The organism is Streptomyces flaveolus, from assembly GCF_000716535.1.
GTDB classification, from domain to species: Bacteria; Actinomycetota; Actinomycetes; order Streptomycetales; family Streptomycetaceae; genus Streptomyces; species Streptomyces flaveolus_A.
Map to the genome: position 1 here is coordinate 144727 of NZ_JNWV01000002.1, position 21544 is coordinate 166270.

19 protein-coding genes and 2 pseudogenes are annotated in these 21544 nt (G+C 74.1%); 10 read left to right on the plus strand and 11 right to left on the minus strand.

Annotated elements, in window-relative coordinates; translation table 11 throughout:
* The first annotated feature begins 36 nt into the window (after positions 1-36).
* From OO52_RS02020 to OO52_RS02030, 3 genes are all read left to right on the plus strand, one after another.
* Entirely contained in the window at positions 37-1338 is a 1302-nt protein-coding gene (locus OO52_RS02020; protein ID WP_030639653.1) for an alpha/beta fold hydrolase, read from the plus strand.
* Between the two features lie 74 nt (positions 1339-1412).
* The gene (locus tag OO52_RS02025; RefSeq protein ID WP_030639649.1) at positions 1413-2156 is read left to right on the plus strand and encodes a PIG-L deacetylase family protein; all 744 of its coding nucleotides are present in this window, start codon (positions 1413-1415) and stop codon (positions 2154-2156) included.
* Between the two features lie 73 nt (positions 2157-2229).
* Complete coding sequence (locus tag OO52_RS02030; RefSeq protein WP_030639647.1) at positions 2230-3078, plus strand: pentapeptide repeat-containing protein; 849 nt, start codon at positions 2230-2232, stop codon at positions 3076-3078.
* Here the strand turns inward: OO52_RS02030 and OO52_RS02035 are convergent.
* Positions 3040-4686: a cytochrome P450 gene (locus tag OO52_RS02035; RefSeq protein WP_030639645.1), complete on the minus strand. Its 1647-nt coding sequence runs from the start codon at positions 4684-4686 to the stop codon at positions 3040-3042. The genes OO52_RS02030 and OO52_RS02035 overlap by 39 nt on opposite strands.
* A 120-nt stretch (positions 4687-4806) precedes the next feature.
* Here OO52_RS02035 and OO52_RS02040 point away from each other — a divergent pair, with 120 nt between their 5' ends.
* Complete coding sequence (locus OO52_RS02040; RefSeq protein WP_030639643.1) at positions 4807-5415, plus strand: TetR/AcrR family transcriptional regulator; 609 nt, start codon at positions 4807-4809, stop codon at positions 5413-5415.
* A gap of 11 nt (positions 5416-5426) precedes the next feature.
* Here the strand turns inward: OO52_RS02040 and OO52_RS02045 are convergent, their stop codons facing one another.
* On the minus strand, positions 5427-5969 hold the full coding sequence (locus OO52_RS02045) for a HEAT repeat domain-containing protein (protein WP_030639641.1): 543 nt from the start codon (positions 5967-5969) through the stop codon (positions 5427-5429).
* Between the two features lie 189 nt (positions 5970-6158).
* Here OO52_RS02045 and OO52_RS02050 point away from each other — a divergent pair, with 189 nt between their 5' ends.
* Positions 6159-6455, plus strand: coding sequence for a GYD domain-containing protein (locus OO52_RS02050; protein ID WP_030639639.1), 297 nt, complete (start codon positions 6159-6161; stop codon positions 6453-6455).
* Positions 6456-6647: 192 nt separating this feature from the next.
* A complete protein-coding gene (locus tag OO52_RS02055) occupies positions 6648-7373 on the plus strand; it encodes a DUF2470 domain-containing protein (protein ID WP_030639638.1) in 726 nt (241 codons plus the stop codon).
* Here OO52_RS02055 and OO52_RS02060 read toward each other — a convergent pair.
* From OO52_RS02060 to OO52_RS02075, 4 genes are all read right to left on the minus strand, one after another.
* Positions 7341-8480: a lactonase family protein gene (locus OO52_RS02060; RefSeq protein WP_037628398.1), complete on the minus strand. Its 1140-nt coding sequence runs from the start codon at positions 8478-8480 to the stop codon at positions 7341-7343. The genes OO52_RS02055 and OO52_RS02060 overlap by 33 nt on opposite strands.
* 219 nt (positions 8481-8699) lie before the next feature.
* Positions 8700-9779 carry a hypothetical protein gene (locus OO52_RS02065; protein ID WP_106971925.1) on the minus strand — a complete coding sequence of 360 codons (1080 nt, stop codon included), beginning with the start codon at positions 9777-9779 and terminating at the stop codon, positions 8700-8702.
* Between the two features lie 238 nt (positions 9780-10017).
* A complete protein-coding gene (locus OO52_RS02070) occupies positions 10018-11268 on the minus strand; it encodes an aromatic acid exporter family protein (RefSeq protein WP_030639632.1) in 1251 nt (416 codons plus the stop codon).
* A 79-nt stretch (positions 11269-11347) separates the two neighbouring features.
* The gene (locus OO52_RS02075) at positions 11348-11842 is read right to left on the minus strand and encodes an FBP domain-containing protein (RefSeq protein WP_030639629.1); all 495 of its coding nucleotides are present in this window, start codon (positions 11840-11842) and stop codon (positions 11348-11350) included.
* Between the two features lie 84 nt (positions 11843-11926).
* On the opposite strand from OO52_RS02075, the gene OO52_RS02080 reads away from it, so the two are divergent.
* Positions 11927-12898, plus strand: coding sequence for a DUF3626 domain-containing protein (locus OO52_RS02080; RefSeq protein ID WP_030639627.1), 972 nt, complete (start codon positions 11927-11929; stop codon positions 12896-12898).
* Between the two features lie 460 nt (positions 12899-13358).
* Here OO52_RS02080 and OO52_RS02085 read toward each other — a convergent pair.
* Positions 13359-13799: pseudogene (locus OO52_RS02085) on the minus strand (helix-turn-helix transcriptional regulator); the annotation flags it as partial.
* Positions 13800-13803: 4 nt separating this feature from the next.
* On the opposite strand from OO52_RS02085, the pseudogene OO52_RS02090 reads away from it, so the two are divergent.
* From OO52_RS02090 to OO52_RS02100, 3 genes and pseudogenes are all read left to right on the plus strand, one after another.
* A pseudogene (locus tag OO52_RS02090) lies at positions 13804-14988 on the plus strand (reductase); the annotation flags it as partial.
* A gap of 22 nt (positions 14989-15010) precedes the next feature.
* Positions 15011-15988 (plus strand): phosphotransferase family protein, encoded by a 978-nt coding sequence (locus tag OO52_RS02095; protein ID WP_030639622.1) that lies wholly within the window; start codon positions 15011-15013, stop codon positions 15986-15988.
* 86 nt (positions 15989-16074) lie between these two features.
* Entirely contained in the window at positions 16075-17364 is a 1290-nt protein-coding gene (locus OO52_RS02100) for an ROK family transcriptional regulator (RefSeq protein ID WP_030639621.1), read from the plus strand.
* Positions 17365-17984: 620 nt separating this feature from the next.
* On the opposite strand, the gene OO52_RS02105 is transcribed toward OO52_RS02100, so the two are convergent.
* The 4 genes from OO52_RS02105 to OO52_RS02120 form a co-directional block, all read right to left on the minus strand.
* Positions 17985-18230, minus strand: a complete 246-nt coding sequence (locus OO52_RS02105) for a hypothetical protein (protein WP_030639620.1) — start codon at positions 18228-18230, stop codon at positions 17985-17987.
* Between the two features lie 51 nt (positions 18231-18281).
* Positions 18282-19313, minus strand: coding sequence for an SDR family oxidoreductase (locus OO52_RS02110; protein ID WP_030639614.1), 1032 nt, complete (start codon positions 19311-19313; stop codon positions 18282-18284).
* 323 nt (positions 19314-19636) lie between these two features.
* Positions 19637-20293: an HAD family hydrolase gene (locus tag OO52_RS02115; protein ID WP_030639608.1), complete on the minus strand. Its 657-nt coding sequence runs from the start codon at positions 20291-20293 to the stop codon at positions 19637-19639.
* 48 nt (positions 20294-20341) lie between these two features.
* Entirely contained in the window at positions 20342-21415 is a 1074-nt protein-coding gene (locus OO52_RS02120; protein ID WP_030639606.1) for a PHP domain-containing protein, read from the minus strand.
* Positions 21416-21544: the final 129 nt, after the last annotated feature.

A 21544-nucleotide genomic window follows, 5' to 3' on the forward strand; every position in this document is an offset into this window, starting at 1 on the left:
TGGGAGACGTCCAGCCCGTCCGTCCCAGGAGACCCGTTGAGCCTCAGCTACCGTCAGCCCGGCGTCGTCCTCACCGACCGCCACTTCACCGTGCCCCTCGACCACGCCGTCCCGGGCGGCGAGACCATCGAGCTGTACGCCCGTGAGGCGGTGGCGAGCGACAAGGCCGGGCAGGACCTGCCCTGGCTGGTGTACCTGCAGGGCGGCCCCGGCTTCGGGGCGAATCGTTTCGTCGGGCGTCAAGCCTGGCTCGACCGGGCCTTGAAGGAGTACCGCGTCCTGCTCCTCGACCAGCGCGGCACCGGACGCTCCACGCCCGCCACCCGGCAGACGCTCCCGCTGCGCGGCGGCCCCGCCGCCCAGGCCGACTACCTCACCCACTTCCGCGCCGACTCCATCGTCCGCGACTGCGAGGCCATCCGCCCCCAGGTCACCGGCGGCGCCCCGTGGACCGTGCTCGGCCAGAGCTTCGGCGGCTTCTGCACGGTGTCGTACCTCTCCCTCGCCCCCGAGGGCGTCGCCACCGCGCTCATCACCGGCGGCCTGCCCTCCCTGCACGCCCACGCCGACGACGTCTACCGGGCCGCCTACCCGCGCGTCGAGCGCAAGGTCGCCGCGCACTACGCCCGCTACCCGCAGGACGTGGAGCGGGCCCGCCGGATCGCCGACCACCTCCTCACCCACGACGTGGCGCTGCCGAACGGCTACCGCTTCACGGTGGAGGCCTTCCAGTCACTGGGCATCATGCTGGGCACGAGCGACGGCAGCCACCGGCTGCACCACCTCCTGGAGGACGCCTTCGTGGTGACCCCGGCCGGCCTGGAGCTGTCCGACGCCTTCCAGGAGCAGGCCCAGTCCCTCCTGTCGTACGCCGCCCACCCCCTCTACGCCCTCGTCCACGAGGTGATCTACGGCCAGGACGCCCGCCCCACCGCCTGGTCGGCCGAGCGCGTCCGCGCCGAGTTCCCGCAGTTCGACGCGGCCAAGGCGCTCACCGGCGACGGCCCGGTGCTGTTCACCGGCGAGACGGTCCACCCCTGGATGTTCGACGCCGACCCGGCCCTGCGCCCTCTGCGCGAGACGGCCGGACTGCTCGCCGCCCGCACCGACTGGCGCCCCCTCTACGACCCCGCGCGGCTCGCCGCCAACGAGGTCCCGGTCGCCGCGGCCGTCTACCACGACGACATGTACGTCGACACCGGCCACTCCCTGGAGACGGCCGGTGCGATCCGTGGCCTGCGCCCCTGGGTCACCAACGAGTACGAGCACGACGGTCTGCGCGCGGGCGCGCCCCGGGTGCTGGACCGGCTGCTGGCACTGGTGCGCGACGAGGTGTGACATACGCGATATGACGGACCGGGTGCGCCGCAAAAGGCGTCGCGCGTGGGGCAGGGCGGCATAGTGTGCCGCCCATGACGGAGTCCAAGATCACTCAGCTCCAGCCCCTGCCCGACGACTGGCAGCGTGCCCTCGCCGTGGTGGCGCACCCGGACGACCTGGAGTACGGGTGCTCCGCGGCGGTCGCCGCCTGGACCGACGCCGGCCGTGAGGTCGCCTATGTGCTGGCCACCCGTGGCGAGGCGGGCATCGACACCCTGGACCCGGTCGCCTGCGGCCCGCTGCGCGAGCGTGAGCAGCGGGCCAGTGCGGCCGTCGTCGGCGTCGGCACCGTGGAGTTCCTCGACCACCGGGACGGCGTGATCGAGTACGGCAGCGCGCTGCGCCGCGACATCGCCGCCGCGATCCGACGCCACCGCCCCGAACTCGTCGTCACGCTCAACCACCGCGACACCTGGGGCGGTGTCGCCTGGAACACCCCCGACCACGTCGCCGTCGGCCGTGCCACCCTGGACGCCGCCGCCGACGCCGGCAACCGCTGGATCTTCCCCGAACTCGCCGAGCAGGGCCTCAAGCCCTGGAACGGCGTCCGCTGGGTGGCCGTCGCCGGTTCCAGCAGCCCCACCCACGCCGTGGACGCCAGGCCGGGCCTGGACCGGGCGGTGCGCTCGCTGCTCGAACACCGCACCTACATCGCGGCGTTGACCGACCAGGACCCGGAAGCCTACGTCCGTGACTTCCTGACCGAGACCACCACCGCCACCGGCAAGCGCTTCGGCGGCACACCGGCGGTGGCCTTCGAGCTGTTCGCCCGCTAGCGGCGCCCCGGGCAGCCGTCGCGGGGGCCGCGCGGGTGCGGGGGCAAGCGCGCAGGTCAGTACGCTGGACCCCATGCCGGATCAGATAGCCGACCCCTCCGACCTGCGCGGCGACTGCGCCCAGTGCTTCGGGCTGTGCTGTGTCGCCCTGCCCTTCGCCCGCTCCGCCGACTTCGCGCTGGACAAGCCCGCGGGCAAGCCCTGCCCGAACCTCCAGGGCGACCACCGCTGCGGCATCCACGCCGGCCTGCGCCAGAAGGGTTTCACCGGCTGCACGGTCTACGACTGCTTCGGCGCCGGCCAGAAGGTCTCGCAGGTCACCTTCGGCGGGCAGGACTGGCGTACGGGGTCCACGGAGCACGCGCGCCGGATGTTCGACGTGTTCCCGGTCGTACGGCAGCTCCACGAGCTGCTGTGGTACCTGACCGAGGCGCTGGGCCTGCCCGCCGCCCGGCCCGTCCACCCCGAGCTGCGCCGGGCGCTGGAGCGGACCGAGCGGCTGACCCGGCGGACTCCCGAGGAGCTCGCCGCGCTGGACGTCGCCGCGCACCGGCAGGAGGTCAACGTGCTCCTGCTGCGCACCAGCGAGCTGGCCCGGGCCGGCGTCGGCGGCAAGGGCAAGGGAAAGGGCCGGGGCAAGGACCGCAGGGGCGCGGACCTCATGGGCGCCCGCCTCAGGGGCGCCGACCTCCGCGGGGTGAGCCTGCGCGGTGCCTATCTCATCGCCGCCGACCTCACCGGTGCCGACCTGCGCGGCGCGGATCTGATCGGTGCCGACCTGCGCGATGCCGATCTGACCGATGCGGACCTGACGGGCGCCTTCTTCCTCACCCAGCCGCAGCTGAACGCGGCGCGGGGCAGCGGCGGTACTCGACTGCCGGCGTCAGTCGGTCGCCCGGTGCACTGGACAGCGGGCGGTTGAGGCCGGGCGCTCCGGCGTCGTAGCCGCGCTGTGCGTGTGCCGTGAGGTGTCGTCCGCCGTCTGCGGGTTCGTCGTGCCTGGTCGCGCCCACGCGGTGTCCGCCGCAGGTCGGACACTGCCCCTCGCCCCTTCGGGGAGCCTCTCGCCGAGCCCCTTGGGAGCCGGCCGCCGCTCCAGTCGCAGCCGCAGCCCCTCCGGCATCAGCGTGAGCCGCTCGGCCACGGTGAGCCGGTAGCCCGGGTCGGCGTGCAGGTCGTAGCGGCGCAGGAGCAGGCCGAGGACCAGGGTCGCCTCGTGGAGGGCGAACTGGCGGCCGATGCAGGCCCGTGCGCCGGTGCCGAACGGCTTGAAGGTGTGCGGTGGCCGGGACCGTACGGCCTGCGCGGTGAAGCGGTCCGGGTCGAACCGTTCGGCGTCCTCGCCCCACACCTCCGGGTCGCGGTGCAGCATCGGCGTCAGCACCAGGGCCCACGCGCCCCGGCGCATCGGATGGTCCCCGGCGAGGACGGTGTCCCGCCGGGCCTCGCGGGCGAAGGCGGGCGCGGTCGGCCACAGCCGCAGCGACTCGTCCAGCACCCGGCGGACGTAGCGCAGCTTGGCGACCTGGTCGTAGCCGGGCCGCGGGGTGTCGCCCCAGACCTGTTCGACCTCGGCGCGGGCCCGGGCGGCGATCTCCGGGTGCCGGGCGAGGTAGTGCAGGGCGAAGGAGAGCGCGCCCGAGGTGGTCTCGTGGCCCGCCACCAGGAACGTGATCACCTGCTTGCGGACGTTCTCCGACGACAGCTTCTCCCCGGTCTCCGGGTGCGCCGTCGCCAGCATGCGGTCCAGCAGGTCCCCCTCGCCGCTGCCGGACCTGCGCCGGGCGGCGACCAGGCCGTCGACCGTGCGGTCGAGGTGGGCCATGTCGGCCGCGTTGCGCCGGGCGGCGGCGCGCAGCAGCAGCGGGGCGAGCGGCCCGGGCACGCTGTTCAGCCGTTGCGCGTAGGTCAGCGTGCCGACCATCGCCGTGACGAAGGGGTGCGGCCGGTCCCGCTCGAAGGAGCCGAAGTCGTGTCCGAAACCGGTCCGGGCGATCGTCTCCAGGGTCAGCCGGGTCATGTCGTCCGGCACGTCCACCGTGCGCCCGGCCGCCACGTGACGGTCCCAGTGGTCGGTCAGCCGGCCGGCGACCGCCAGCATCATCCCGTGGTAGCCCTCCATGGCCTCCCGGCTGAACCCGGGTGCCAGGACGTCGTGCGCGAGCTGCCAGTTGGGCTCGTGGTTGTAGGCGGTGAACAGTCCGTCGCCCGCGACGGGCCGCAGGTTGGCGACGCCGAGCCCGACGTGCTTGGCGAACCGGGACTCGTCGGCGAGATCGGCCACGAGCCGCGCTCCCCACACGAACACGAACTCCTTGCCGAACGCCCGCCGCCGGAAGACCGGCCCCAGCTCGCGCGCGAAGCGCATCGAGTCCTGCAACGGCCGGTGCCGGTCGGCACCGAGCACGTCGCCGAGCAGCGGCAGCCGACGCGGCGGATGCGGGATCCGGCGCAGTTCGGGCCAGCCCTGTTCGGCGCTCCGGAAACCCTTCGGCAGCCCGGTCTGCATGGACTCCGTCGTCGCCGCCATGACGCGATCTCCCTTGATCCAGCCGATGGTTGAGGCAGTGAGCGGGCGTGTTGTACGTGGGTTCAATAACGGGTTTCAGTGTGGTGCCCTTGTTGAACCGACGTCAAGTAAAGTGACACCATGCCCGCGAACCAGGGGGAGCGCGCCCGGCGCAGACTCAGCACCGAGGAGCGCCGTGAGCAGCTCCTGTCGGTCGGCGCCAAGCTGTTCTCGGAGAGCCCCTACGACGACGTGTGGATCGAGCAGGTCGCCGAGATCGCCGGGGTCTCGCGGGGGCTGCTGTACCACTACTTCCCGACCAAGCGGGACTTCTTCGCCGCCGTCGTGGAGCGGGAGAGCAAGCGCATGCTGCGCATGACGGCGGCCGAGCCCGGGGTGCCGGTGCGCGAGCAGCTCGCCGCCGGCCTCGACACCTACCTCGGCTACGTCCAGGCGCACGCCCACGGCTTCCGCGCCTTCCATCGTGCCGACGCGGCCGGCGACCAGGCCGTGCGCCGGGTCTACCAGCGCGCGCTGGCCGCCCAGGAGAAGCAGATCCTGGCCGCGCTCGCCGCCGATCCCGAGTTCGGGCCCGCCGCCGAGGCCACCCCGCGGGTGCGCCTGGCGGTGCGCGGCTGGCTAGCCTTCACCACCGCCGTCTGTCTCGAATGGCTGCGCGGCGAGGGAGAGCTGAGCCGGGAGCAGGTGCGCGACCTGTGCGCCCGCGCTCTGCTGGGCGTTCTCGCGTAAGAGCTGCCCCGTTACTTCAGACCGCGTGGGGCGGTGCGTTCGTAGATGGTCCCGCCGGGCACGTACCAGCCCGCTTTCTTGCGGACCGCCGGGCTCGCGTCTTGGGCGTGGGACGCTCGCAAGGCGGCGATGGCGCGGGCATCGGTGTGGGCGAACTTGCCGACGAGTTCGACGGCCATGCTCCGGACGTGCGGGTCGGGGTCGGAGGCCAGGTGGCGCAGCGCGGGGTGAAGGACCCGGTCCGCGCCAGGTGCGCAGGTGTCGCCCTTGCGCCGGTCGCAGGCCAGGGCGTGGAAGGCCGCGATCCTGACCCGGGCGTCGGGGTCGTCGGCCATGGCGACGAGGTCGTCCATGGAATCGGTGTCTACCAGGTGGTCGAGGAGGCGGCAGCAGCCTTCGCGGACCGCCGGATTCTCGTGGCGCAGTCCGGTACGGATGGCGCTCAGCGCGCCCTCGGCGCGCCGCAGCAGTTCGTGGTACGCCGCCACCGCGCGCTGCGGGTCACCCAAAGAGGAGACGAGGGCCTCGTCGTCGGTCCTGACGAATCCGAGCATGACCTCAGTCTTGAGCCCCGCCCGGAAGCCTGGCAAAGGATTTGGCGGCTGCCGAGGCAAGCGCGCACCGGGAGACGACCTCGATCACGGCTCGCGTGAATGCTCGTTCGGGTGCGTTCCTCGTGCCGTTTCCGGCCCAGGTGTCCAGGCTTGACCTCGGGACGAGTCTTCTCGTGAAGGTGAAAGAACATGCCGACGTACGTCGCCCTGCTGAGCTGGACCGATCAAGGGGTCCGCAACTACAAGGACACCGCGAAGCGCGCCGAGACCTTCGGATCAGCGGCACAGAAGCTCGGGGCGAAGCTCCTGAGCATCTACTGGACCGTCGGTCCGTACGACCTCGTGGCCATCATCGAGGCGTCCGACGACGAAACCGCCACCGCGGCACTGCTGCAGCTCGGTGGTGTGGGCAACGTCCGTTCCACGACTCTGCGGGCCTTCGGCCGAGAGGAGATGGAACGCATCATCGCCAAGGCGGCCGGCTGACGGCCACCGCGTAGTGCGGGCGATGGCGTCCGGCGAGTCGGCTCAGCAGCCCGCTACGGCCCCCTGAGGTCCGAGTAGTCCATGTGCCTGCGTGTCAGGTCCGCCACCGGCGCGGTCCCGCGCGGGGGCGGTGTGGTTGGCGTGCGCCCCGATCTCCGATAGGTTAGGCAAGGCTTACCTAAGGAGGCTCGGATGGGTGACACGCAGGACTGGACGGCCGCCCCCGGAGCGGCGGAACGGGCACGCTCGGTGCTGGCCGCCGCGTGGTCGTGCGCGGTGACCGCGGACGGCGTCCGCGAGGAGTACGTCGGCGCGCACACCGTGACCGAGGACGGCGCGGTACGGCTGGCGGTGCCCGACGACAGCGGCCTGTTCGGGGCGGTGCTGTGCGCCCCGCGCCAAGAACCCTCCGCACTGCTGGAGTTCGCCGACACGGCGCCCGTACCGGTGCGCCACCGCATCCGCGCCCGGCTCTTCCTCTCCGGCTGGTTCGCCCCGTCCGGGGGCACCCTCCTGTTCCGGCCCACCCGCGTGGTGCTGCGCCGGTCGGCCGGGGCCGTGGTGGTCGGCCTGGACGAGTTCACCACCGCCCGGCCCGACCCCCTGTGCGGCGCCGAGGCCCGGCTGCTCACCCACCTCGCCGACGCCCACCCGGACGCCGTCGAGCGGCTCACCCGCCTGGTGCGGCCCGAGAGCCTGCACGCCGCGACCCGGGTGGCGCCGCTCGCCGTCGACCGGCACGGACTCACCCTGCGCATCGAACGCGCCCGCGCCCACGGCGACGTACGGCTGCCCTTCCACACACCCGCCGACGACGTCACCCAGCTCACCGAGCGCATGCACGCCCTGCTCGCCCAGGCCGGTGCCGCCGCCTGCCCCCGCGCGCTACAGCGGCAGCGTGCAGACGGCGACGGGTGACGCGAACGGCTCACCGGTCAGGCGGAGTTCACCGCGGTCCGCGTCGACGCGGAAGACGGTGACCGTGCCCGAGCGCTGGTTCGCCGCGAACAGCAGCCGGCCGTCGGGCGAGAACGCGATCTGCCGGGGGAAGTCCCCGCCCACCGGCACCGTGCCGAGCAGCCGCAGCCGGGCCCCGCCGTCCTCGACGGCGTACCGCGCGAGGCTGTTGTGGCCCCGGTTGGCGAGGAACGCGTACCGGCCGTTCGCCGTCACCAGGACCTGCGCCGGATAGTTCGTGCCGCCACCCGAGCCTGTCGACTGCGGCTCGCCGACCGTCAGGCGTCCGGATCCCGGCTCGTACGCGCACACGGCCACGGTGTCGTCCACCTCGTTGGCCAGATAGGCGTACCGGCCACCCGGATGGAAGGTCAGATGGCGCGGCCCCGCGCCGGGCCGGGTCCGCGCCCGCGCCACCTCCGCGAGCGTGCCCTTCGCCCGGTCGAGGCGGTAGGTGTAGACGGTGTCGGTGCCGAGGTCCACGGCGAGGACGTGCCCGCCGTCCGGACTCGTGAGGAACTGATGGGCGTGCGGGCCCTGTTGACCGGGGCCGGGCGGCGGAGAGCTGTGCGTGACCAGATCGGTGCGCTCGCCCAGCGCGCCGGAGGCGTCGATCGGGTGCACGGCGACACTGCCCGAGCCGTAGTTGGCGCTGAGCAGCCAGCGCCCGGAGGGATGCACCGACAGATGGCACGGGCCCGCGCCGCCGGTGCTCCGGGTGCCGAGGACGCGCCGGTCCGCGAGGCGTACGGCCGTCACCCCGCCGTCCTCCCGCTCGTCCACCGCGTACAGCGTGCGGCCGTCCGGGTGCACGGCGAGGTACGACGGGTCGGGGACCCCGGTGAGGGTGCCCGACCCGGTGATCCGGCCCGACTCGGGGTCGTACGACGCCAGGCCGATTCCGGTGCCACCGCCCTCGACGGAGGTGTAGGTGCCCACGTACAGCGGGCGCGGCCCGGACGGCTTCCGGGGCGGCGGGGCCGCCTCCGGCTTGTCCCGCCCGGCCGGCGTGTCCGTCGGCGGGGCCGCCGGGGACGGCACCGCGACGACCGCCGCCGTACCGGCCACGGCGCCGACGAACCGGCGTCTGGTCAAGCCGCCCTGCTCCCGGTTCGGGTCCCGGTCCCGCCGGGGGAGGGGAGACCCTCCTCCCGTCGTCCGTGCCTCCGTGTCCATGCCGCTACCTCAGGTCGTCGGGCCCCCACTCGTGACAGCCACCTTGGCCCGAGCACGCCGCCAAGGGCAAGCCGGGCAACAGCCGTTGCGCCCTACGCAACGCCGAGGCCCCTACCAGTCCCCGTCCTCCACCGGCTTGCCCGGCGCGTCCTTCAGCGGTGTCACCTGGCCGTCGGACGGTGCCTGCCAGGGCTCCAGGTCGTCCCCGAGCCACTCGCCGACCGGCTCGACCGCCTCCAGGGCCCGTGTGGGGGCGAGGTCCTCGGCGTCCGCGTCGTAGTAGTCGTACCAGGGCAGGCCCGCCCGGGTGTACGCCGCCCGGTCCACCGGTGACGGCGGTGCTGCCTCGCCGGTGATCCGGCGCCACTCGGGGGGCGTGACCAGGTGCACGAACACCCGCCCGGCGGGCCGCTCGGACCAGTCGTCCAGCGGCCGGTCGTCCCGGTACACCTCCTGCCGCATCGAGCCGCCGACACCGAGCCCCATGGCCGTGGCGCGCCGCGGGGGAGCGGCGGACGGGGAGGGCGGAGCGCCGAAGGCGGCGGCGGGCGCGGACGGCGGCACTCCGGGCGGTCCGCTGGGGGCCTGGGCGGCCATGGGCAGGGCCGCCCCGTAACCGCCCTGCGCGTCGGCCAGGCGCCGCTGCCGCTCCCGCTCCTGGCGCCGCCACCCGGCGAGGGCCTCCTCCTTCAGCGGGAACGACTGGAGCTGGACGCCGCCCCAGACCTCCTCGCCGGTGACCTGCCCCTCCACGGTCGCGCCCAGCCCCAGCGGTACGGCCACGAACTGGCGGACCGTGCCCTTGCCGGCGTTGATGCCGTCCAGCCAAGGCTGGCGGGGCAGCACCACGTAGTTCTGCGGACGCCGGGACAGCCGGTCGCGCCAGGGCTCGCCGGAGACCGCGCACACCTTTCCCACGCCGACCTGGAGCGCGGCCGGCTCCGACGCGGCGAAGCTCAGCCACATCGCCTCGCGCAGGTACACCGGCAGCATGACGCCGCCGCGCGCCCGCATCCGCTCGGGCACCCGGTCGGCGTGGTCGGCCACCCGCCGGACCGGGAACTCGCCCAGCCCCGGCGGCAGCGGATGCGTACCGCTCTCGGGCAGGCGCAGCGTGCGGATGAACCGCACCGCCACCCCGCCGGGCAGCCGCAGCGTGTTCCCGTCGATCCGGACTCCGTCACCGATCACCCGTACGCTCCTTCGCCTCCGGCGCCTCTGCGGTCATGGGGTGCGCCTTGCCGTTCGGCGCCGTATGGGGGCGTTCGTACGTGTGCGCTCTCGGGGTCGGCGCGGTGCGTGGTCGTGCGGGTACGCCTTCGGGTCCGGCGCGGTCCGCGGTCATGTGTACGTCTCCTCGCCCCTGGCGCCGTCACCGGTCAGCCGTGTGTGCCCCCGCCTCCGGCGCCTGCCCGGTCCGGCGGCTCCCTCACCGATAACGCTCACCGAACCCCGCGCGGTTCCGCCACAGCTCCTCCTGGACCCCGAGGCGGTCGCGCAGCCGGGCGAGCCGGGGCAGCTTGGCCCGCTGCTCGCGCGAGACCCGGTCCAGCTCCTCCAGCAGGCGGCGGGTGCGGTGCTCGGTGTTCAGCTCGTCGATGATCCTGGTCGTCTCGGTCAGGACGGCCCCGAGCAGCTGCCAGTGCGCCCAGTCCTTGCGGATCTCCTCCTGGAGCAGCTCGGCCAGCCGGTCCCGGGTGCCGGCCGCCGTGTGCAGCTCCGCCGACAGCCGTGCCTCCGCCGACTCGGCGTTCTCGCTCAGATGGGTCGTCACCAGCACCGCGAAGCTGACCACCGCGTCGGCGATCTCCGACAGCAGTTGCTCCACGGTCGCCCCCACCTGGGACGGGAACAGTTCGTCCGACCCACGGGCCTTCGCCAGGTCCGTGAACGAGCGGGCCAGTACCCGCAGCACCACCGTGCAGATCTCCAGCGTGTCCAGACCGGTGCGCAGCACCACCCGGTGCAGCAGCCCCTCCTTCACCCGTGGATTGAGCCGCAGACTGTCCTCGGCCTGCCGCAGTGCCGCGTCGACCTGCACGATGTGGTGGTCAAGCCGGCGCGCCTCGTGCAGCCGTTCGGCCGCCTGCTGCCAGGGGGTCCGGCCCGCGGCCTCCTCGCCCAGCCGCAGCATGAGCTGGCGCACCCGCCGCGCCAGGTCCTCGATGGACCGGCCGGCCTCGTCCACCCACACCGGGGGTGGCAGCAGCAGGTTGCACGCGGTGCCGACGACCGCGCCGATCAGCGTCTCGACGATCCGCGCCCACGCGGTGAACCCGACCGTGGTGACCCCGAGCACCAGCATGGCGCTGATCGCCACCTCGGCCACGTACTCGTCGACGCGGACCAGGTGTCCCACCGCCAGCGCGGCGACGATCAGCAGGGCGAGGCTCCACCAGGTCAGGCCCACCAGCACGCTGAAGGCGATGGCGACCAGGACGCCGGCGACCACCGAGTTCACCCGGCGGATGCCGTTGGTGAGCGTGGCGTAGAAGGTCACCTGGACGACCAGCAGCGCGGTCAGCGGCGCGGTGAGCGGGGCCGGCTCGGGGCTCAGTCGGAGGGCGATCACGTAGGCGACCGTCGCCGCCGCGGCCGACCGCAGCGTCTGGACGACCACCGGCTCCCGGCGGCGCTTCGCCAGTCGCAGTAGTCCCGTGGTCAACTTTCGTTCGCGCATCCCTTGGCCTGTTCCCGTTCATCGGGTGCATCGAACGTAGCCGTTTGCGGACTGATTCCGACTGATTTACGCCAGATACTTACGCGTACAGCTTGTCGATGAAGGCGGCCAGATTGCCCGTCTCGCGCGCGATCTGCTGCTCCAGGGTGAGGCTCTCCTCGAACCGGGTGCCGGACTCGGGGGCCTTCCTGCCGCGCACGTACAGCGAACAGGCCAGGTCGGTGCACATGTACAGCCCGACCGAGTTGCCCTCCCGGCCAGCCGCCCCGGCCTTCCGCGCGGTCATCAGCGACACCCCGCCGCCGGGATGCGTGGTCAGACACACCGAGCACATGCTCCGGTGCAGGAAGCCGTGCTGCGAGGCGGGGAAGCGGAGGGCCACTCCGACGAGCCGGCCGTCCCGCTCCGTGACCAGATAGCTGCGGTCGGGAGCACCCGGATCGCGCCAGCCGAGGAAGTCCAGATCGTCCCAGGGGCGGTCGCCGAGATCGCGCGGGACGGCCAACCGCTTGGCCTCGCCCTTGGAGCAGTTGATAAAGGAGTTGCGGATGTCCTGCTCGGTGAGCGATCTCATTGGGGGGGTCCTTCCGGATGTCCAGTGGGAACCTAGGGGCTCTAGGTTGTTGGCTATCGTATTTAGTCAGAGGGGGGTGAGCCAATGGATTTGCCGTGGGGGCTGCCCGGGCTGCCGCAGCGTGCCCGGCGAGCGCTGGACCATGTCACCGGTGCCGTGTCCGGGCCACCGCTCGACCCCGGCCTGCGCGTCACGCTCAACTTCCATCCCGACCGGATCTCCGCCGGCCTGCCGATCCTGGAGTCACTGGCACGGGACGGCGCCTACCACTCGCAGTTCGTCACCGGCACCAGCAACGGCGGCCTCACCGCCCACCCGGACGGCGACCGGACGCGCTGGGAGAGCCGGATCTTCGGCGGCGCGTACGACGACGCCGACCCGGCCGAGCGCCCGGTGTACGGCGCGCTGGACTTCCGGCGCCAGGTGGTCGGCGCGGCCCCACGCTTCGGCTCCTCCCACCTCAGGCTCTCCGGAGCGGTCCTGGGCCGGGCCACCTTCTGCTACCCGGACAGCTCGACCGGGCCCACCGACTTCGGCGTGGCCGGCGCCATGCCGCTGATCGCGCTCGCCGAGGCCGACGAGCAGGACGCCCTGAACGACTACATCGAGGCCCATGTGCACGGGGGCGTGCTGCTCGACCGGGACGTGGAGGCGCTGGTACTGGACGCGAGCTACCGGGGCACACCGGTGGAGACGGCCGCCCGGCGCCTGCCCTTCCCCCTCACCTGGCACCGCGGCTACCGCCTCACCGTCACCGCACTGCGCCGGCACGCCGACTACCGCGGCCCGGAGTACGCCGACCTCGGCGCCCGCATCGCCGACCGCGGCCTCATCACCCCCCGCGTCATCGGCGACGCTGCCCGCAGCGGCCGGTACGACCTCCAGGACCTGAAGATGGTCTGGCACACCCTGGCCCGCTTCGGAGCCCCGGAGGGCGCCGGAACGGCGAGGCTCTCCCCGCCACCGGCCCTCCCGCCCCGCGCCGTCGGAGGACCTGCGGCCACGGCTCCCACGGCGGGCGCCGCCGTGGAGGTCCCGCCGGAGCACTGCGACTGAGGTTTCCGGGCGCCTGCCGCCGTGGCGGGCGCGGTTCGGCTTCTGAGGGTGCTCTGAGGTGCCGCCCCTGCAAGCGCTGCCGCTGCCTGGACAGGCCCCTACCAGGACCGAACCCACCGGACGGCGCTCACCGCCCCGGCTGCGGCCTGCGTGCGCCTGACGACCTGCCCCGCCAGTCCGAGCCCGCCGCCTCGGCTACCGCCGGCCTGCCCCTAAGACCGATCCCGCCAGTCCGACCCCACCGCCTCGGCTACGGCCGACGTGCGTCTGACGACCTGCCCCGCCAGTCCGAGCCCGCCGCCTCCGCTACCGCCGCCTGCCCCGAAGACCCACCCCGCCAGCCCGAGCCCGCCGCCCCGGCTACCGCCGCCTGCCCCCGAAGACCCACCCCGCCAGTCCGAGCCCGACGACCCGAGCCCGACGACCCGCCACGGCCGACGTGCCCCAGCGTGTCCGCCCGTTACTCCCCACCCCCCGTGCCCGGCTCCGGTGGCCACACCCCCGTGGCCAGCACCCCCGTGGCATAGGCTCGGGCGACCAGTTCCGTGCGGTTCGTCGCGCCCCATCGTGCCGACAGGCGGCGCAGGTGGTAGGTGACGCCGTCCTTGGTGAGGCCGAGTTCGCGGGCGGCGCGGGCCGTGGTGGCGCCGCCGGCCAGGAGGGCCAGGACCCGTTGCTCCGTATCCGTGACCCGTACCGGCTCCGGTTCCGGTTCCGGTTCCGGTGCGGGGCGCTCGCCCAGGACCCGCAGCATCACCAGCAGCGCAGGTGTCTCCTCCACCGTGTCGCTCACCGGGTCCGCCGTCAGCTCCCCGCGCCGTTCGGCCCCGCCGGGCGCCCGCCAGCACACCGACACCTGGTAGCGGGAGCGGTGCCGCAGCCGCAGCGCCTCGGCGATCCGCCCCGGCGGACCGCTCGACGCCCTCGCCGAGCGGCACGGGCTGGTCCCGATGACGGTCACCGAGGCGTACGACCTCACCGCGCCCGGTCATCCGCGCACCAAGCGGTTCCTGCGCGTCGCCCTGCCCGAGGGGGTCACCTACCGCACCGCCGACCACCTGACCGTGCTGCCCGCCAACTCCCCCGAGCTGGTGGACCGTGCCGTCGCCGCGTTCGGCCTCGACGGCGACGCCGTGCTGGACATCCGGCCCACCCGTCCGCGCCCCGACCACCTCGTCGTCGACCGGCCCTTGACGGTACGGCAACTGCTCACGCATCACGTCGAGTTGCAGGAACGGCCGACCGGCCGCCGGCTGGCCCTCCTCGCCGAGGCCAACCCCTGCCCGCCCGAGCGGGCCGCCCTCGCCGCCCTGCCCGGCGACGACCCGCGCACCCTCGTGGAGCTGGCCGAGGACCACCCCGCCCTGCGCGGCGCCCTGGACTGGCCGCTGCTGCTCGACCTGCTGACCCCGCTGCGTCCCCGCCACTACTCCATCTCCTCCGCACCGTCGGCCGACGCCCGCCACGCCGACCTCATGGTGTCCGTGCTCGACGCCCCCGCGCGCTCCGGCAAGGGCCGCTACCGGGGCACCGGTTCCGGTCACCTCGCCTCCCTGCGGCCCGGTGACACCGTGTACGCCCGCGTCCAGCCCTGCCGCGAGGCGTTCCGGATCGACCACGCGGCACCGGTCGTGATGGTCGCCGCCGGCACCGGACTCGCCCCGTTCCGGGGTGCCGTCGCCGACCGTCTGGCCGCCCGCCGTACCGGCGCCCGACTCCCGGCGGGGCTCCTGTACTTCGGCTGCGACGCCCCCGACGCCGACTACCTGCACACCGAGGAGCTGCGGGCCGCCGAGCGGGCCGGCGCGGTCTCGCTGCGGCCCGCCTTCAGTGCCGCACCGGAGAACGGCGCCGCCTTCGTCCAGCACCGCATCGCCGCCGAGGCCGACGAGGTGTGGGAGCTGCTGAGCGCCGGCGCCCGGGTGTACGTCTGCGGCGACGGCGCCCGGATGGCTCCCGGCGTCCGCGCGGCCTTCCGTACGCTGTACCGGGAACGGACCCCCGGCGCCGACGAGGCCGCGGCCGACCGGTGGTTCGACACGCTGGTGGCGGACGGGCGTTACGTGGAGGACGTGTACGCGGCGGGCTGAGCCGCCGGGGGAGGGGTGCGGGGTGCGGGACACGGAGGAACGGGCCCGGCGGATCCTGGCCACGGCGGGCCTGCCGCCCGCCCGGCCGGGCGGGGTGCGCCCGCTCGGCGGCGGCACCTACAACACCGTCGAGGAACTGCGGCTCACCGACGGCCGCCGCTTTGTGCTGAAGGTCGCGCCGGACGGGCCGGGCCTGCGCTACGAGTCCCGGCTGCCGCGCTCGGAGGAGGAGTTCTGCCGCGCCGCCGCCGAGGCCGGCGTCCCCGCGCCCCGCACCGTGCACACCGACGGCGGCCCCGCCGCACGGCACACCCTGCAGACCCACTGCCCCGGCACCCCCTGGGACGACTCCCTCACCGCCGCCGAACAGGCCGCCCTGCGCCGGGAGCTGGGCGGCCACGTGGCCCGGCTGCACCGGGTGACCGGCCCCGGCTTCGGGTACCCGTCCGGCGCCCTCGGCCCGCTCGCCCCGAACTGGCGGACGGCGTTCACCACGATGACCGACGCCGTGCTGGCCGACGCCCGCGACTACGCGGCCGACCTGCCGTGCCCCGTGGACGAGGTGGCCCGAACCCTCCGGTCCGACCACGACGCGCTGGACGAGGTCACCGTCCCGCGCGCCGTCGACTTCGATCTGTGGCCGGGCAACATCCTGGTCCACCGCACGCCCGCCGGGCCCCGCGTCGGCGGGCTCATCGACGGCGAGCGCATGTTCTGGGGCGACCCGGTCGCCGACCTCGTCTCCCTCGCCCTGCTGGACGACATCGAGAAGGACCAGGACTTCCTCGCCGGCTACCGGGACGCCGGCGGCCGGATCTCCTTCGACCGCTCGGAGCGGCTGCGGCTCGCGCTCTACCGCGCCTGTCTCTACCTGATCATGCTGGTCGAGACGGTGCCCCGGGCGGTCGACGCGGAGCGGCGGCGCCGGACCCGGGAGACCGTCGCGCCGGAACTTGTCGCGGCGCTGGACGAGATCAAACGTCTCCGCCTTAGCTCATAGCGTGAACTAAGGGTTGGGGGAATGTCGCGCCCCGGCTGTCCGAAGGGGTATGTTGCAGGTCGGGCAGGGTTCGTGAAGGGAGCCACATGGCGGCGCGCAACGGGCGCACGGTACGCGACCTGAGACGAGGCAACCGTACGGCGGTGCTCCAGCGGCTGTACTTCGACGGCCCGCTCAGCCGGTTCGAGCTGGGCCCGGCCACCGGTCTGAGCTCCGGCTCGGTCAGCAACGTGGTCGCGGACCTGATCGCCGACGGACTGGTCGAGGAGGCCGGCAGCGTCGACTCCGACGGCGGCCGGCCGCGCACGCTGCTGCGTGTCGCCCCGCACAGCGGCCAGATGATCGGCGTGGACGTCGGCGAGACCCGCGTCCGGGTCGAGCTGTTCGACCTGGCCCTCACGGAACTGGCCCGTGCCGAACGCCCGTTGACCCCGCAGGGCTACGACGTCGACGTCATCGCCGGCCATATCCGCGACGGCGTCGCCGAGGTCCTCACCGCCGAACAGGCCGTCCCCGACCGGCTCCTCGGCGTCGGCGTCGGCGTCCCGGGCATCGTGGAGCACACCCCGGACCGGGGTGCCGTCGTGCACGGGCAGACCATCGGCTGGGACGCGGTCCCGCTGGAGCAACTGCTCCGCTCGGCCTCCCAGCTTCCCGACGGAGTGCCGTACCTCATCGACAACGGCGCCAAGACGCTCGGCCAGGCCGAGATGTGGTTCGGCGCCGGGCGCGGTGCCCGCAACGCCGTCGTCGTGCTCTTCGGCTCCGGCGTCGGCGCCTGCCTGGTCACCCCGGAGGTGGAGTACGGGCGGGCCGTGGAGTGGGGCCATCTGACGGTACGGGTGCGCGGGCGCCGCTGCCGCTGCGGAGCTCCCGGCTGCCTGGAGGCCTACGCGGGCGCCGAGTCGCTGCTCGCCCGCTGGCGCGAGGAGGGCGGCCGGCCGCCCGAGGACACCGACGAGGAGACCGCGCTCACCGCGATGCTCGCCGCCGCGTACCCCTCCGAGGGCGGTACGGCCGACCCGGTCGCGCTGGCCGTCCTGGAGGAGACCGCCGAGTACCTGGGCGCCGGTCTGTCCGACCTGATCAACCTCTTCCAGCCGGAGCGGATCCTCATCGGCGGCTGGGCCGGGCTCCAGCTCGGCACGCGGTTCCTGCCCGCCGTACGCCGGCACGCGGCCACGTACGCCCTGCGGCACCCGGCCGACAAGGTGACCATCGACCTCGGCCGGCTCGGCCCGGACGCGGTCACCGTCGGCGCCGCGATCCTGCCGCTCGCCGACTTCTTCGCCAGCGGCGGGCGCCGCCCCGAACCGGCGACCGAGGACCGACTGCCCGCCTGGCGCGCCGCACTCCAGGAACGCGCCCCGCACTGAGCCGCACGCCCGCTGGGCGAGGTCCTACTCCCCGGGCCGACACCGAGGGGCCGGGCTCAGCAGGAGGTTCGCCGGCCGAGGCTGCCGCGTCCTGGACTCAGGACCGTGCCCCGAAACCGGGCCGCCGTGTCTCGAGCAGAGTCCGACGTCCGCCGATGCCCAGGCCGCAGTGGCCGGGCTGAGGCTGCCGCGCCCTGGACCTGGGCCGCCGTGCTCCGGGGCAGAGGCCGACGTCCGGCGGGTCCAGCCGAGGCGGCCTGGGATCACGCCGACGTCCGTCAGGCCAAGCCGAGATCCGCCAGGCCAGGCCGACGTCCGCCACCTCATGCCGACGGCCCTGGGGCTCAGGCCGACGGTTCGCTGGCTGAGGCCGAGGTTCCCCGGCCGGGGCCACCGTGCCCTGAAACCGGGCCGCCAGGCTGCCGTCCTTGGGGAGAGGCTGATTTCCCGCCGATGTCCAGGCCGCAGTGGCCGGGCTGAGGCTGCCGCGCTGGACCTGGGCCGCCGTGCTCCGGGGCAGAGGCCGACGTCCGGCGGGTCCAGCCGAGGCGGCCTGGGATCACGTAGACGCCCGTTAGGCCAAGCCGAGATCCGTCAGGCCAGGCCGACGGCGCTGGGGCTCAGGCCGACGGTTCGTCCGGGCTCGGGTGTTCCGGGTGTACCGTGCCCGGCCGGGGTGCGCCCCGGGGGCCGGTGCCGGCCTCGTCCGTGTCCGGTACGACGTCCTCGTCCGGTTCGTCGTCGACCGCGTGTTCCGGGGTCACGTCCCACGGGTCCTCGCCGAGCCCGGCCTGCTGGTCGGGCAGGTCCCGGGGCACCGGCCGCTCCTCGGCTCCGGACCCGGAACCGGGCTCCCGCACCGTCATGATCTTCTCCGCTCCTCGTCGGCTCGATGCTCCGGCGACTCGTTGGGGGGCTCAGCCGACCTTCCGTCCCCGCATCGGCTCGGTCTCCATGCCGCCGCCCTTCCGCAGGCCGTCCAGGAACTCCTGGATCACCTCGGTCGCCGTGTGCCGGGGCTCCCAGCCCAGTTCGGCGCGGGCCCGCGCGCAGTCCATCAGCGGCAGCCGCAGCACGGCGTCGAAGAGGTGCGGGGAGGCGGGGAGCAGGTGCAGCCCCCAGGCGGCGGCGATGGCCGAGCGGGCCGCCGTACGCGGCAGCCGTACCGGCCGGGAGCCGAGCAGCTCGGCGAGCACACCCGCGTCCAGCGCGGGATCGGCGGCCAGGTTGAAGGCGCCCCGGGCGCTGTCCGAGCGCACCGCGAGCCGGTAGGCCTCGGCGGCGTCGTCCGTGTGCAGCGCCTGTACCCGCAGGCCGGGGACGTCCGGCAGGAACGGCAGCAGGTCCGGCCGGGCCAGCGGACCGGGCAGGAACCGCCCGCCGAAGATCCGCCGCTGCTCGCTCGCCGACTCCCACTTGAACAGGAACGCCGGGCGCATCCGGACCACCCGCACCCCGGGGTGGTCGCGCTCGAACACGTCCAGCGTGCGCTCCAGATAGGCCTTCTCCCGGCAGTACGCGGCGTCCGGCCAGCCGTGTGTGGGCCAGGACTCGTCCACCGGACGGTCCTTCGGACCCGGCGAGTACGCCCCGACGGAGGAGGCGTGCACCAGTACCGGCACCCGGGCCGCGGCGACCGCCTCGAACACCCGGATGCCGCCGAGCACATTGGTCCGCCAGGTGGTGGCCGGATCATGCGTCGGCTGGAAGGCCCAGGCCAGATGGATCACGGCGTCGGCACCCTCGAACCGCTCGGCGAGGTTCGCCTGGTCCCCGGCCAGGTCCACGGCGGACCACTCGGTCTTCGGCGGCGACCACTCGGGCGTCCGCCGCGCCAGCCCGCGCACGGACTTGATGTCCGGGTCCTCGGAGAGCAGGCGCACCACACTCGTCCCGACGTTGCCGGTGGCCCCTGTCACGACGACCCTGCTGCCCGCTGAGCTGCTCACCTTCGGCTCCTCTCGTCGGGTACGGCGGAGGCCTGCGACGAGCGGCCGGGTACCCGGGCGCCGCGTCCGCACACGCGGCTCGGGACGGCATGAGGAAGCCCCGGCCGTGACGGGGGAATCACGACCGGGGCGGTCGGTGGTGGGGGCGGATGGCGGTCGCCTCTCGGCGAGACGCTCCACAGGGCTTCAGCCGAACGATCGTCCCTGTGGGCAAAAGGTGAGGCCCGGGGACACTGTCCCATCCGCACCCACGGCTCGTTCAACGGGCAACCACACCCAGGTGTTCCAGCCCCCCAGGTGACGTGCGTCACCACCGGAACCGCTCAGGCCAGCGGGCTGTCGGCCAGCCGCGCCAGCAGATCCGCGGGGTCCGCGTACACCGCCTCCGCCCCCGCCTCCTCCAGGTCGGCCCGGGGGATCCCGCCGCACAGCACGCCCACACAGCGCACCCCGGCCTTGCTGCCCGCCCGCATGTCCCACACCGTGTCCCCGACGAACACCGCCCGCGAGGCCGGCACCCCGGCCAGCTCCAGCGCGTGCTCCACGGGCTCCGGGGCGGGCTTGCCCTCCCGCACGTCGTCCGCGCTCGCCGTGGCCGCGATGGCGTCGTCCGCGTCGATCGCCCGGCGCAGCGCACCCAGCTCGGCACCGCTCGCCGAGGTGGCGAGGACCACGGTCCAGCCGTCCCCGTGCAGCCGCCGCAGCAGCTCGCCGGCCCCGGGCAGGGCAGGGAGCCGGTCGAAGTACTGGCCGTACAGCGCCGTGTGGGCGGCGCTCAGTTCGGCGTCCTGGTCCGGGTCCCGGTCGTCGCCGAGCAGATGGGCGACGAGGTCCGCGGAGCCGAGTCCGACGGCCCGGTGCACGGCGTGCATGGGCACCTCGTGGCCCGCCTGCCGGAACGCCTCCCACCAGGTCACGACGTGCAGGTGATTGGTGTCGACGAGGGTCCCGTCGACGTCGAACACGGCGGCACGGTCCATTCCAGGTCCTCTCTGTCAGCCCCGGGTTCTTCCCTCGGCCCCGGGTCCTCACTGTCGGCTCCCGGAGCGGGTACCACGCCCGGAACCCGCCACGCGTGCCGGCAGCCGTCCCTCCCGCGTCCAGCCGAGCAGCTCGTCGGCCGACCAGGTGGTCACCACGCGCTCGGGCGGCACCCCGCACTCCTCGGCCCGGGCGCAGCCGAGGATCTGCCAGTCGAGCTGGCCGGGCGCGTGGGCGTCGGTGTCGACCGAGAACAGCACCCCGGCCTCGACCGCCCGGCGCAGCAGCCGCCGGGGCGGGTCGAGCCGTTCCGGACGGCTGTTGATCTCCACGGCGGTCCCCGACTCGGCGCACGCGGCGAACACCTCGTCCGCGTCGAACTGCGACTCCGGCCGCCCTCGGCCCGTCACCAGGCGCCCGGTGCAGTGCCCGAGGACGTCGGCATGCGGATCGCGGACGGCGGTGACCATCCGCCGGGTCATGGGCCGGGCGTCCATCCGCAGCTTGGAGTGGACCGACACCACGACCACGTCGAGCTGCTCCAGCAACTCCGGTTCCTGGTCCAGCGAGCCGTCCTCCAGGATGTCGCACTCGATGCCGGTGAGCAGCCGGAACGGCGCCCAGCGCGCGTTCAGCTCCGCGACCACCGCCAGTTGCTCGCGCAGCCGCGCGGGCGACAGCCCACGGGCCACGGTCAGCCGTGGCGAGTGGTCGGTGAGCGCGGTCCATTCGTGCCCCAGCTCGGCCGCCGCCCGTCCCATCTCCTCGATCGGGCTGCCTCCGTCGGACCAGTCCGAGTGCGTGTGACAGTCCCCGCGGATCAGTGCCCGCAGCCCGGCCCCGGCCCCTTCGGCGTCGACCGACGCCCCGGCCTCCTCCTCCAGTTTCCGCAGGTAGCCGGGCACCTCACCGCCCAGCGCCTCCCGCACCGCCTGCGCGGTCTTCGGCCCGACCCCCTTCAGGGACTCCAGCGTCCCCGCGGCGGCCCGCTCGGCCACCTCGCCCTCGGGCAGCGCGGCCAGCGTCCGGGCGGCGGTACGGAAGGCCCGTACCCGGTAGGTGGGCGCTAGCGCCCGCTCCAGAAGGAACGCGATCCGGTCGAGGGCGGCGACGGGGTCCATGAGAACCAAGGGTGCCGCAGACGCCCCAGAGGGGCGCGGGGAACCGCGCGACCAGCCGCACCGCCCGCGCCCCGGACCTTCCGTGCCCGCCATGGCGGGTCCGTTTGCCCCCACCACCCCCGGGTACTG